The sequence below is a fragment of the Olavius algarvensis spirochete endosymbiont genome, from assembly GCA_900608495.1.
In the GTDB taxonomy this organism is placed as follows: Bacteria; Spirochaetota; Spirochaetia; order DSM-2461; family DSM-2461; genus UBA2779.
Genome location: UWYT01000139.1, coordinates 47,106 through 59,152, shown reverse-complemented (window position 1 = coordinate 59,152; position 12,047 = coordinate 47,106). Strand labels below are relative to the sequence as shown.

The following is a 12,047-nucleotide window of genomic DNA, read 5'->3' as shown; positions in this document are numbered from 1 at the left end:
TCCCATTCATAACCTGCAACAGAGCCGGACAATGCAGTGTCAAGCTCATCGGCAGAATAAGAGAAGCCTGTCTGCGCCTGCCTGTTGCAGACAGGTGCGGACACGCACAGGCAGGCCGCATCCGGTTATCGGTGCGGTTCCTAATTCGTATTGAATGGTTCCGGCGGCAATGGTCATGCAGTTGCCTCCGCTTTGGTCAGTTTGGAGAGAAGCGTATCCAACAGATCTCTTAGAACACCAATCTCTTCCAGTTTCTTGAGAGAAAAGCTATAAAGTCTTTCAGCAAATTTATTAAAACAAACTGTATGTGTTTTATTAGGAGCTATTGTTTTTATTTCTTCGTAATCTCTTGTTACGAGAGCGTTGAAAGTTGATCCAGTAGCACTTCTTTTCAACTCGCCCATTATCATCAGCATTGTTTGGTGCACAAAAAAAGAGTCATCTCCTTTGCCAAGAAAAGCATAACAACTTTGATTCATTGCCATCTCTGTAGCTGAAAGAGCTAAAACGCCTGTAGTTGCCCCTCTTGACACAACAAGTGTTGTATTGGCTGGATAAAGTTTTGTGCTACATTTTGAAAGTCCAAGTCTTGTGATGCTTTTCTCGGTTGATAATGTGTAGTAATTGGTAGTCACATCTTTTCCTGTGAAGAAGGGAATGTCATTTCTCCAGTACTCAGGAATATCTGTTTTAGGTGTTCCTCCGCCACTTAGCGTAAAAACCTTAGTTAAACTATCTGCTTCCCACCCCTCCGGGATCTCCTGATCCAGTTCGTCATTCCAGACCATTTTGCCGCCGCCGGATTTGTAGGGTTTGCCTTCCATTTCCGGCTTGCCGATTTCAGTGGCATGCTCTTTGGACATGGGAAATTCAAAATCAACGAACCACTGTTTGTAGATAGCCTGCGCAGTTTCTTCCAGCTTCTGGTTGAGTTGTTCGTTCAGCTTAATCCGGTCCACAATGGTGTGGTACTCCCGAACAATCTCCCTTTGTTTTTCGATGGTTGGTACGGGAAGTTCAACGTCACACATTTCATCCCAGCCGAATATTTCCCGAACACTGCCGTGTGACATGTAACGAGCATAACGGTCGAATTCCGGACGGCGGAACCACATCATCAGATATTCAGGTAATAACTTCTGCTGATCAACGATCTCGAAAACTGTGTAAGACGTAGAAATAATGCACGCTTCTTCTTGAAGCAGAGCCACTGAAATTTTGTCCCCATTTCTGGATGTAACAGGTCCATAGGCAAATTGATTCTGATGTACAATTTTATACTTGGACATGTCTGTGCCGACTGTGTTAGCAATAGATGGAATAAATTCTTTTGTAATGCTAACTCCAAGCAACTTATCCACCTGCAGGTCACTATTTTTAACTTTAACCTCCCGAATAAAGGGGCCGAGTTTTTTATAGCTTGATCTCATATCCCAGCTCCCTGAATACATTCAGCAGTTCATTCTTTGAATTTTCTTCTGCCTTCAACAAATCTGTAAACTCCGCCTGCAGACCAGCCATTTTTTCATCGAAATCGATATTCTCGTCCCGGTTTACAAACTCGATATATTTACTTGGAACAAGAGAGTAGTCCTTAGCTCTGATCTCATCGATATTCGCTGAATAGCAATACTCAGGAACATTTTCGTATTCCGTATCAGCTATGGTTTGCTGCCATGTATGATACGTTTTTGCTATCTCCTGAATGTGTTCGTCTGGAAACTGAGTATACTTCTTCTCAAAAGGCTCACCGATCTGACGGAGATCCATAAATAAGACTTCGCCTTCACGGTCGCGATAGTGGCGGGAAAGATCACCACCTGCTTGCGCGCCACGAGCAGGCAAGTGCTCAACGGTTCTGGCCTTCTTATTCTTGTTTAAAATCCAAAGTGTCACACTGATGTCGGTGGTATAGAACATGTTTCGGGGCAGTATTGTCACAGCTTCCACAAGGTGATTCTCGATCATCTTTTTGCGGATTTCTTTCTCTGTGTTGTCCCCGGAGAGAGCACCGTTTGCCAGAATGAATCCGGCCACACCGTTTTCTGACAATTTGGATGCGATGTGCAGAATCCAGCCGTAGTTGGCGTTGCCGGTTGGCGGCACTTCATAGCCTGACCAACGTGAATCATCGGTCAGCTCATCGGATGCTCGCCAGTCCTTTTGATTGAACGGCGGATTGGCCATGATGTAATCGGCTTTTAGGTCTTTGTGCTGGTCACGCGAGAAGGTGTTTGCGGCAACTTCACCAAGGTTGGCGGCAATGCCACGAATGGCCAGGTTCATCTTGGCCAGTTTGTAGGTTGCTCCGGTATATTCCTGTCCGTAAATGGAAATGTCTTTTTTGTTTCCCTGATGGTTTTCCACGAATTTCATGGACTGAACAAACATACCGCCCGAACCGCAACAAGGGTCATAAATCTTGCCTTTATAGGGCTCAATCATTTCAGCAATCAGATCTACTATGCTTTTTGGGGTATAGAACTCTCCCTTGCCTTTGCCTTCGGCGAGAGCAAATTTACTCAGGAAATACTCATAAACCCGCCCGACAATATCTTGCGACTTGTCAGCAAGAGTATTGATGTTATTGATAGTGTCGATGAGAGCAGCCAGTTTGCTGACATCAAGACCAAGGCGTGAAAAGTAGTTGTCCGGCAGTGCGCCTTTCAGGGCTTTGTTGTTTTTTTCAACGGTGAAGAGAGCGGTATCGATTTTGACGGCTATATCATTCTGCTTGGCGTGTTTTTTAATAAAGCTCCAGCGGGCCTCTTCCGGCAGATAGAAGACGTTCTTCATGGTATAGAATTCCACCATGTCGACATAGTCGCCTTGACCTTCGTCGATCAATTCCTGCATACGTTCTTCAAATTCGTCCGACGCGAACTTCAGGAAGATCAGACTCAGCACCACATGCTTGTATTCTGAAGGTTCAACACTGCCGCGCAGCTTGTTCGCGGAATCCCAAAGGGTTTCCTCAAAGCTCTTCTGTTTTCCTGCCTTCGCTTTGCGAGCAGGTGAATTGTTATTAGTCGCTTTCTTCGCCATTATAAATCCTCAACGGACCGGTTAATTGTTTTCATCTTCCGGATTGTCTTGTGTGGAACTGGTTCCGCCTGCCTCAACCCACTTGTCCACCTGATCTTTTTTGAATTTCCACAGGCGGCCCATGCGATGAGCGGGCATGCCGTGCTTATCGATCCACTTGTAGACGGTATCCTTACCGATCCCGAGGTATTTGCATATTTCGTCTACTGACAACCAGCGATCATCTATTTCTGCCATGTCTCATACTCCTCTTGGGGGCTATTGCGTTTTACCATGGCCTCAACAGAGGCAGTTAAGGAATGCCGCAAATACAACACTCCCACTTTAATTCACCTTGCAAATATGCTTAGATGAACGCCAGATGTCAAATATTCTTTGCCGATTTGAGCCGATTTCATTCTATTTTGCTGGATACCAGCGTCCAGAGGCAATCCTTTCCGTATTATGGCCGAGCTTGTAATTGTACAGCCAAACGGGCCAGATCAAGTCGTTGGTCTCCACCGTCACCAAAACCCGCGTATAAACACAGCGGCCATTGGGATCGAATGCCTCCAACCGGTCTGTGGCGGCACCCCGGAGCAGATTCTCTCAATTCATTTTTTTCATTGTCGGTAATGCAAATGCTCTGGGCCTCTACACCCTATATTGATATAGCCATTTTTTACCTCCGGCTTAGTCTCGGAGAGAATAAAGACCGTTTTGGGGGTCCTATCAGCTAAGTTTTCTAGTTCCTCAACCTTAAAACGCTTGAAGCCAGACTCTTTTGCCTTATCCATCGACATATAAGCTGAGGGCCGTTTGGTAATCTCACCTGATGTGAGTTTGTTATCAAAAACGATGGAATAATAACTCTCTTTTTTATTGAACCAGGCTTTGCCGTAGTAGATTCTAAACTCGTTTTTGAAGTCAGATAAGTCTTGCCCATTGATTTCGATGAACAAATCATTGATGTCAATTACACCGTTTCCAGGAATCCTTACCGGGTATGACTTTTTCGCTAAAAAATCATCAATCATTGACGAGGGCCTTTTTGAGCGTTGAATGCTGTGCTCGCCAGATTCTGGATTATTGCTTGGCCGAGCTCTTCCTTCTGCATCATCTGCACCTTGAATGTTACCTGTTGGCTCGGGTCTTTTAGTGCTTGGCGGTTGCAGATCTAAGAGAATGGTACGATCAACATATTCATCGCTGTCAATGTCAGTTCTGACTCTTGAGCCCTTCTTCCGGGTCTCAATGTTTTTTGCTATATCGCATCTGGAACTGTGTTTGCCGACAGCTTTGTAATATGGATTGCGTTTTCTTTTTTCTTTAGGGCGATCTAAATTGGCACAGGTAACCGCTGCATCGCAGTTTTTACCAGGACACTGAAAGCTAAATTTGGATTCAATGTTTCCTTTTGCAAACTGTTTATCTGCTTCTTGCGCTGTTATGTTTAGCGCAAGGTCTTCTGAAAAGGCTTTTTCCAACTTCATACTTCGAAATCCTCCTTAATCAACAAGGCTTCAAGCTCCTCTTCGGCTTGTTCAAGAGCTGCCAATTTGTTTTGGAAATCTTTTAAGACTTCTTCTACTGTGGTGGTTCCTTCTTCAAATGGCTTTTGCACATAACGGGCAATGTTCAAATTGAAGTCGTTCTCTTCGATTTCGCTCAATGGCCCCCAGCGTGCGACACCTTCAATTTCATCTACGGACAACCATCTGTCTTCCATTTTCAACTCCATTATTCTTTGAGGGCCGTCCAAACGGCTCGTCATTTGTTTAACCGGACAACATCCCATGAGGGGCAATCCGGCTACATTAGGTTAAACAGGTTTAAGGATATACAGGTGAAATGAAAAAATCAGGTTTTCCTCCCGGATTTAATCGAATTTAGCCGAATTTCCTGCCGTCCCTATCCACCGGGAAGGCGTAAACTGCCCCGGAGAATATGGTTGAGGCTTATGGTATGTCCGCAAGAGAAAAGGCCATCTTGGCCTTCAGCTGCCGCCAGTACCGCAAGCTGGGTCATAAACACTTTCACCTGCTTGTGGATCAAAGATATTCACCATCAGTCGGACTATCGTTCGTGGCGTATAGAACTCACCGGCTTTTTTATTGACTTTATCGGCAAAGCGTTTAATCAGATATTCACAGGCACGCCTCATGTCATCATCACGAACAGAGGCAACACCGAGATTCACTTTGTTGAAGTGGTTAAGCAAGGTGCTTAACAGTCCGTCGGATAGACGTTTCTTGCTGATCCAGCCGGCATCGCCAAAAATGCCATGTAGTTGAGGGTTAGCGAGTTCGATACCACGGTAAGCATCTTCCAATGTCTGGCCGATATCTTTATTCTGCTCAAAAAGCGTCGTTACAAATCTTTTCCATCTCCGTTAAATCTCAACACCAGGTGATCCAGATTTTTAAGATGAACTTCCAGTGGACAAAAAGAGCCTGTACTGGTCTTTACTGGAACTTCTTTCAGGGTGGGGTATGTGCCAACGAAAAAGCATTTAACGCCACTAACACCATCTTTGAGCAATGAGTCGATCCAGCTCCGGAACATTTTTCTTTTTCGGTAGCTTTCGATCAATTCATTTCGGATGTAGATGGATATCTGACGATTTTCACCTTCGAACCAGGGACGCTCCTTAAATGTAATGGCATAATTCTTGCCATAATCTTTGATTGATTTGACATGTCCCCAGTAAATCAAGCCTTCTTCATCGGTGAAAGAATTGATGTTTTTGAAGGCATTTTGGTAATTTTTGTTTTTGTCACCAATGGTAAGTGGTAAATATTGCAAAACTTCTGCGTCATTCGACACCCATATTTCGACGACATGTTCCAGGCAGCTGGTTTTATGGGGGGAAAAATTGTCACTATTGCTATTCGAGAGTGAGGCATCGACAGTGGTTTGGGGATTGGCTGCCTTTCTCTTTTTCTTCGGCTTCCCTGTACCGGAAGGAGGCGGTTGCCTTTCGAGCAGCAGCACTTCTGGATGATAGGATGCCTTGTAATTCCTTTCAGTGCCTTTCCTTTTTGATTCATCAGAGGCCTTCATGTTGCTTTCGTTCCCATAGTCACAAGCTTCCGAGTGTTTATGGTCGATCAGCAGGCGAAAGTGAGGCGTATTCTTGAATTTAACACTGGCATGGTTGACGCCGACCAGAGGTGCATTGCAGTCTTCATCGGGGCATTCGAATTTGGCATTACGGGCATCGAAGCTCGCATCGTCATCGAAATGTAAGTCACGCACCTGATAGATTGTCAGTACACTGTCGAATTCGTGGCAGTATGCATGGTCGAGCTTTATTAACGCCATGAAACGCCATGAATTTCCCCCCCGTCATTCGCTAAGGGTTCTGTCCTTTAGTCATGGGATTGATATGAGTCAGTGAACAGCTCATCATCTGAGTCCCTCATGGACCAATCCCCCGCGTTCTCTATAAGAACTAAAACAGTCAGCATTTTGCCATACTCTTCTTATGAGTAGACACTGTGCTCTTTGGCCTCTTCAGATGGAGGTGGCGGGAATTGAACCCGCGTCCGGTGAGCTGAAAATAGCATATCTACAGGTATAGTTAGCCGATAAATTTTCGTCCGCGAAGCAAGCGGCCAACTTCCGCCCGCGTCTTATCCCGATTAATGTCCCCAGGCTACCTCGGGCCGACACCCAGGTTAGTTCTGATTTATGTCAGAGTTACCAGTCCTCAAGAACCGCGTACTGGGACTCCGTGGCTGTCTTTTTATGCAGCCAGGGCGAGAGCATTGTCGAATTCGACAACTATCTCATCTTCAATTTTGGCACTTGAATGTGCGCTAGTTTTAGGAGTTGGCGCTCCACCTGCAATACTACCCCCTGTATCTCCCCGTCGAAACCGGGGCACCCCCAAGGACGCAAGAATACACTGAATGCTATGAACGGTCAAGTAAAAAGTGGAGAATAATCAAGGATTAATCAAGGATGAAACAATCTTGCGGGGAAACAAAACAGCCTGCGTGAGATAGTACTACAATATTTTGTCAGGTTTGGTGAGAAGCTTGAATGAATTTGCATCTCGACTTTATAAGGGACTTTATAAGGGACTTTATAAGGAACGCCGAGTTTTCTTACAATAGAACGCAAATTGCAAAGAATTCCCGCGCTAGCGGTAAGCTTCTTCTCATAAATGGCAGATTTCTCTCTCTTCTCATTAACGGGTTAACAGGGGGGGGATTTTCCCGTTAGCTGCCTAGCGGTTTTTGAAATCACGGTCGATATCGCGCTGAATATCGTGCACCTTAATGCTTTGGCGTTTGTCAACCAGTCTTTTCCCGCGGCAGAGGGCAAGTTCAACCTTTATCCTTCCCTGGACGAGGTAGAATTTTAAAGGTATGAGGGTGAAGCCCCTTTCATTGACCTTGTGCTCAAGTTTCAGAATTTCCTTTTTGTGAGCTAGCAGTTGCCGCGGGCGATCGGATTTGTGGTTGAATAGACTGGCATGGTTGTACGGAGTAACACTGAGATTGCGAAGGGTGAGTTTCCCGCCACTTGCTTCGATAAAGGAGTCGGAGAAGTCGAACTTGGCTGCTTTGATTGATTTCACCTCAGTTCCCCGGAGTTCTATGCCACACTCCAGGGTATCCTCTATCGTGTAGAGAAAACGGGCTTTTCGGTTATCTCCGAGAAGACCGGGAGTTTTCGCTCTTTTCTTTTTGCCGCCCATTGGAACGGATGTTCGCACATGCCATGTCAGAGGTCAACATAGAAGGTTGGTGTGAAGCAGCCACACAGTGGCACCGTTTCTGCAGCTATCTAGGGACAACCACAATGCGGAAACCGATTACGGGGCTTGTGCGATTTGCGTGCAGACGGCCGCGGACAGCGGCAGGGTATTCGAGGCTGTCGTCAATATGTGCTCCTCCGCGAACAGGGCGACTTAGGAGTGCATAGGGTCCGCTGGGATCCAGGAAATTATTTCGGCCATCTGCGGAACGGAAGCGGTTTTCGTTGATTCGATAAGGATTGAAACACCATTCGCGGACATTGCCGGCCATGCCTGTTATGCCAATGGAGCCGCTGTCGGCGGCATTGACTGGTTTTATGCCCACGGGCAGATTAGAGGTGTTTTGAACAATTTGGTTTTGGCGGGCGGCTAGCTCCCATTCATCTTCAGAGGGCAGACGCGCCTGACTGTCCTCTAGATAACGTCTGGTGAACCATTCGCTGTAGGCCTGGGCAGCATACCATGAAATTTCGGTAACGGGAAAATTTCCAAGTCCGGTTGGAGGTGCTCTTGAAGACCAACTCGAGAGATAATCTTCGTCGACAAGCTCCTGGGATTTCAATGATTCGATGTTTGTTACTGCCCATTCGGGATTCTCATCCAGGAAGACTGTGAACTGCGCGTTGGATATTTCGGTGGTGGATATTTGGAAGGTATCGATTGCGGCCCTGATGGGAATAGCTCCTCTGCGAACCTTCTCTTGTTGAGTGTAGAATTCCATATCGCCCAGGGGTGCGGTGATGCCTTCCAATGTAACGAATGCGATGTTGCCATAGACAGCAGTCGAGGCAGGGGCGTTCCTTCCCGTGTAGAATGCTTCTGTGTTCTCAGCGATGCTGAGAAAGCTCCCGTTTCTGGATGCTCTTTCTAAACCCAATGATGACAATCGCTTCTCGTCTATCAGTTCCAGTACAGCGTTAGCGGAGATGGGGAAATCTGCATTAGAGATGGCTGTTCTTGCTATGCTGCCCAATCCGGGGGGTATACCTTTGTTTTCAAGGATGAAATCTGCACGGATTATGTCGACGAGATGGCGCTCGTCAACACAGATAGGCAGGGCCGCGGTGATAAAGGATTGGTCTGATTCCTTTCCGCTGCGGATTGCATCCCGCGCCGCGCCGGTTAGCACAGGTGGAATTGCATATCTTTTCCGTTCAGGCCCTGTTTCTGCCCAGGCGGCGAACTCCTTTACTCCCCTGCCCAGGTGGTCGTACCCTTCTATCGCGTCCAGCACAACATCTAGTTCCAGACTTAGCGGGAAGAGTTTGGATGCAAATATTCGACCACGGAAGTCAACGGTTTCCCTATGGGGAACAAATCCGAAACGTTCCACATTCAATTCCCGTTTTCCGCGCGGCACAAAAATCACCTCTCCTGTGGAACCAAGGCGATATCCATCTATGATTACCGAAGCGTCGGGCGGAATGCTTTCGACGGTGAGTCTTATGCCGTTGTACCTTATCCCCGGCAGGATGAGCAGCAGGAAAACAGCAAGCGCAATCAGAATCAACCATATGTATAGAACGTATATGCGGGGTTGGATACCAAGAATTGGTTTTAGGACTATTCTTATATTTTCGATAGGAGTCGCCGAGCGAGAGCGGCTCTTTGTGCGCTTTTTCTGAGCGGACATGGCGCTGATTATAATTTTGTGCTGGAAAAGTGGTCAATGGTTCTTCATGATTTTGAATGTGGTGGCAGATTACAGGGTTTGCCTGATAAGATATGACGCATGAAAGGTGATAAAAGCTCGAATTTCTTGGATGTCTTGCGGGATTGGACGGAGAATCTTCTCACTAGAAGGGCTAGGAGGTTGGAGAGAAAGAAGCGAAAGCATATGAGACGGGGGACTCTGATGGAGTGGATAGATGCGTTTCTGTGGGCAGTGGCAGTGGTTCTGATTCTCAATCAGTATCTGCTCCAGGCTTATCAGATACCCTCGGGTTCGATGCGCGACACGCTAATTGGTGGAAGAGACCCCTACAGCGGACAGGTGAGCAAGAGCGATAGAATTTTTGTTGATAAAGTTATTTTTGGGCCGGAATTACTGCCGGGCATGGGTAAAATACCGGCTTTCAGGGAATCTCGGCGGGGTGAGGTGATTGTTTTCGAAAATCCAGAGTATGAGAGCCCTTCGCTTTTCCATGAGATTGCTCAGCGGGTGCTCTATATGGTTTCACTTTCGTTTTTGGATTTGAATCGAATTAGAGGGGGGGATACAGCCCATCAATTTCTGATAAAGCGGCAGGTTGCCATGGATGGTGATCGTGTTTTGTCTCGCCGGGGAAAACTATACATTCAGCCGAAAGGTTGGCCTGTTTTGATGGAGGAGAAGGATTTCAAGGCATTTACGAATCAGAAATACGGCAGCCACCTGCTTCTCGACGAAGAATATTACGATAAAGTGGATGCGACTGTAAAAATGTTTCATCTGGATAGGACTGGTTTGATTACCGATCGTACGCTTGTTGAGAGGGCGGCAGTAGACTGGGTGTCCCCGTTAAAAAAGACGATGATGGATCAGTATGAAATGGAGCGTTTGGATTTTGATGCATATCAATTGCTTTTCCCCCATGATGAAGAGGCAGGCTATGCCAGTGCTGCTTATGAACGTGGGATTTATGTGCCTGAGGATTGGCTTTTGCCTCTTGGCGACAATCGGAGCGATTCATTGGATGGTCGCTACTTCGGACCTGTTAGTTCAAAGAAGATTTTAGGGCGTGCCCTCTTCATCTATTGGCCTATTAAGCGCATTGGCAGCATCCGGTGATGTCTCCGTCGAAATTATCTTACAGAAACAGGCAAAGCTACAAGCGGCGACGATCGCGCATGCTGAAAAGGGTGTTAGTGATACTTCTGGGCTATCTTCTGTTCACATCGTTTTTTGTTGAAACCTGGAAGCTGGAAACTGATTCAATGAGTCCCGGATATCCTGCCGGCTCGCGATTTTTTGTTCGTCCATATCTGATTCGAACGAGGGGGGGGACTCTGAAATTTCCGCCAAGCAGAGGCGATTTCATTATTTTTCGACCACCCTATATGGAAATGCAACCCTGGTATCTTAGGATTTTGGATTCGCTTCTTCGACTGGTGACTTTTCAAACCCTTATGCTGGGTTCCTTCTCTCGCGAGGAGTGGGAGAACAATTTGATGCTCAAGCGTGTGATTGCCGTTCCGGGTGATACAATACGGATAGAGAAATCGGTTGCCTATATCAAGGGGATGGGAGAGGATTTTTTTGTCAGCGAATTTGAGGTGAGCAAGAAGGCTTACGACTTGGTATTGGAAGTTTTGCCCAGGGGATGGACCCTGGACATGCAGCTCTTTGGGGATATGAATTCAGTTGTGCTGGGCGAGGACGAGTATTTCATTCTTGGCGACAACCGTGCTGGATCGAATGATTCCCGGTATTGGGGAACCGTTACGAGTGACAACCTCTATGGACAAGTACTCTTCTCATACTGGCCGCCCAGCTCCTTCGGCAAAATTCGATAGCCTTTCACTTCACCTCACATGTTTTTTTCTGAATGAAGCGTTCTCACTACTGCGATTTTTACAGCACTGCCTTCAACGGATAAATTATAACTGGAACCATGGGATTCTGAATATCGCTGGAAACCTCAAATATATTCAAATTGAAGCCGCTGAGAATTGGTACGATTCATATAGGCGGGGGTAACCTCGGGTTTCTCCCCCCACGCCCCGCTCCTTCCTGGAATCACTGTATTCGATGTCGGCCCTGGTGTTTATGAGGAAATGGAAATCGTCTCTGCGACGCCTCAAGGAAATTGGCTATACTCGCTATTATGAGGTTTCCAATTTTGCGATCCCAGGTGAGGAGTCGGGTGCATATGCTTTCCTATGCTTTATGAGGATGCAGCATAGGCGTAGAATCAGGAGCTTTCTCAACCATTCCCGGCAATGTGGGCCCCCGCTGTTCGTCGGGCTGAACCAAACAATTTGCTAATCTGGCTTGCATTGTCGACAGATTCCTAATATGGAATCCAGGTTAAGCGTTCTTGAGATTCTGTGATTGGAATATTTGGGTATGCGAATGTCAGAAGAAATCAATTGAACGATTTGACAGAGACTTGGAATTGGACACTGCGAAACTTGTGCCGAAAACCCTTTGCCTCAGGGTTGATTCGGGAGATTTGATATCAGACGCTTATGGAATTCGGCCCAGTGCCGAAGGCATGGATTTTGTTGACTCGATATCGGCGGACATTGTCCTGGAAATGGATTAATCTCACTG

At 46.6% G+C, this 12,047-nt stretch carries 12 protein-coding genes and 1 other RNA gene; 3 read left to right on the top strand and 10 right to left on the bottom strand.

Going from position 1 to position 12,047, the window contains the following annotated elements; translation table 11 throughout:
• Positions 1-173: 173 nt before the first annotated feature.
• From S1OALGB6SA_RS10115 to S1OALGB6SA_RS03750, 10 genes are all read right to left on the bottom strand, one after another.
• Positions 174-1,430: a restriction endonuclease subunit S gene (locus S1OALGB6SA_RS10115; RefSeq protein WP_195910284.1), complete on the bottom strand. Its 1,257-nt coding sequence runs from the start codon at positions 1,428-1,430 to the stop codon at positions 174-176.
• On the bottom strand, positions 1,414-3,045 hold the full coding sequence (locus tag S1OALGB6SA_RS03790) for a type I restriction-modification system subunit M (protein WP_124032611.1): 1,632 nt from the start codon (positions 3,043-3,045) through the stop codon (positions 1,414-1,416). The genes S1OALGB6SA_RS10115 and S1OALGB6SA_RS03790 overlap by 17 nt, the downstream gene beginning before the upstream one ends.
• A gap of 21 nt (positions 3,046-3,066) precedes the next feature.
• Entirely contained in the window at positions 3,067-3,282 is a 216-nt protein-coding gene (locus S1OALGB6SA_RS03785) for a helix-turn-helix domain-containing protein (RefSeq protein WP_124032610.1), read from the bottom strand.
• Between the two features lie 365 nt (positions 3,283-3,647).
• Positions 3,648-4,517: a hypothetical protein gene (locus tag S1OALGB6SA_RS03780; RefSeq protein WP_124032609.1), complete on the bottom strand. Its 870-nt coding sequence runs from the start codon at positions 4,515-4,517 to the stop codon at positions 3,648-3,650.
• Positions 4,514-4,798 (bottom strand): SAM-dependent methyltransferase, encoded by a 285-nt coding sequence (locus S1OALGB6SA_RS03775; protein WP_230204397.1) that lies wholly within the window; start codon positions 4,796-4,798, stop codon positions 4,514-4,516. Before S1OALGB6SA_RS03775 ends, S1OALGB6SA_RS03780 begins: the two co-directional genes overlap by 4 nt.
• 222 nt (positions 4,799-5,020) lie before the next feature.
• Positions 5,021-5,356: an HsdM family class I SAM-dependent methyltransferase gene (locus tag S1OALGB6SA_RS03770; RefSeq protein WP_230204396.1), complete on the bottom strand. Its 336-nt coding sequence runs from the start codon at positions 5,354-5,356 to the stop codon at positions 5,021-5,023.
• A gap of 38 nt (positions 5,357-5,394) precedes the next feature.
• Positions 5,395-6,348 (bottom strand): competence protein CoiA family protein, encoded by a 954-nt coding sequence (locus S1OALGB6SA_RS03765; RefSeq protein ID WP_124032608.1) that lies wholly within the window; start codon positions 6,346-6,348, stop codon positions 5,395-5,397.
• A gap of 194 nt (positions 6,349-6,542) precedes the next feature.
• Positions 6,543-6,917, bottom strand: a transfer-messenger RNA (tmRNA) gene (ssrA, locus tag S1OALGB6SA_RS03760).
• 341 nt (positions 6,918-7,258) lie between these two features.
• The gene (gene smpB, locus S1OALGB6SA_RS03755) at positions 7,259-7,732 is read right to left on the bottom strand and encodes an SsrA-binding protein SmpB (protein WP_124032607.1); all 474 of its coding nucleotides are present in this window, start codon (positions 7,730-7,732) and stop codon (positions 7,259-7,261) included.
• Positions 7,733-7,817: 85 nt separating this feature from the next.
• Entirely contained in the window at positions 7,818-9,425 is a 1,608-nt protein-coding gene (locus S1OALGB6SA_RS03750; RefSeq protein ID WP_124032606.1) for an SUMF1/EgtB/PvdO family nonheme iron enzyme, read from the bottom strand.
• A 99-nt stretch (positions 9,426-9,524) separates the two neighbouring features.
• Here S1OALGB6SA_RS03750 and lepB (S1OALGB6SA_RS03745) point away from each other — a divergent pair, with 99 nt between their 5' ends.
• The 3 genes from lepB (S1OALGB6SA_RS03745) to S1OALGB6SA_RS03735 all read left to right on the top strand — a co-directional run bounded on the left by lepB (S1OALGB6SA_RS03745) (position 9,525) and on the right by S1OALGB6SA_RS03735 (position 12,039).
• Positions 9,525-10,562 (top strand): signal peptidase I, encoded by a 1,038-nt coding sequence (gene lepB / locus S1OALGB6SA_RS03745; RefSeq protein ID WP_124032605.1) that lies wholly within the window; start codon positions 9,525-9,527, stop codon positions 10,560-10,562.
• Positions 10,563-10,621: 59 nt separating this feature from the next.
• Positions 10,622-11,287 carry a signal peptidase I gene (lepB, locus tag S1OALGB6SA_RS03740; RefSeq protein ID WP_195910283.1) on the top strand — a complete coding sequence of 222 codons (666 nt, stop codon included), beginning with the start codon at positions 10,622-10,624 and terminating at the stop codon, positions 11,285-11,287.
• Between the two features lie 524 nt (positions 11,288-11,811).
• Positions 11,812-12,039, top strand: coding sequence for a hypothetical protein (locus S1OALGB6SA_RS03735; protein ID WP_124032603.1), 228 nt, complete (start codon positions 11,812-11,814; stop codon positions 12,037-12,039).
• Positions 12,040-12,047 lie beyond the last annotated feature (8 nt).

What these genes read in the sequence shown, in the direction of transcription:
- S1OALGB6SA_RS10115 (WP_195910284.1), bottom strand. Translation starts at nt 1,430, where the DNA reads ATGAGATCAAGCTATAAAAAACTCGGCCCCTTTATTCGGGAGGTTAAA.
- S1OALGB6SA_RS03790 (WP_124032611.1), bottom strand. Translation starts at nt 3,045, where the DNA reads ATGGCGAAGAAAGCGACTAATAACAATTCACCTGCTCGCAAAGCGAAG.
- S1OALGB6SA_RS03785 (WP_124032610.1), bottom strand. Translation starts at nt 3,282, where the DNA reads ATGGCAGAAATAGATGATCGCTGGTTGTCAGTAGACGAAATATGCAAA.
- S1OALGB6SA_RS03780 (WP_124032609.1), bottom strand. Translation starts at nt 4,517, where the DNA reads ATGAAGTTGGAAAAAGCCTTTTCAGAAGACCTTGCGCTAAACATAACA.
- S1OALGB6SA_RS03775 (WP_230204397.1), bottom strand. Translation starts at nt 4,798, where the DNA reads ATGACGAGCCGTTTGGACGGCCCTCAAAGAATAATGGAGTTGAAAATG.
- S1OALGB6SA_RS03765 (WP_124032608.1), bottom strand. Translation starts at nt 6,348, where the DNA reads ATGGCGTTAATAAAGCTCGACCATGCATACTGCCACGAATTCGACAGT.
- smpB (WP_124032607.1), bottom strand. Translation starts at nt 7,732, where the DNA reads ATGGGCGGCAAAAAGAAAAGAGCGAAAACTCCCGGTCTTCTCGGAGAT.
- S1OALGB6SA_RS03750 (WP_124032606.1), bottom strand. Translation starts at nt 9,425, where the DNA reads ATGTCCGCTCAGAAAAAGCGCACAAAGAGCCGCTCTCGCTCGGCGACT.
- lepB (WP_124032605.1), top strand. Translation starts at nt 9,525, where the DNA reads ATGAAAGGTGATAAAAGCTCGAATTTCTTGGATGTCTTGCGGGATTGG.
- lepB (WP_195910283.1), top strand. Translation starts at nt 10,622, where the DNA reads ATGCTGAAAAGGGTGTTAGTGATACTTCTGGGCTATCTTCTGTTCACA.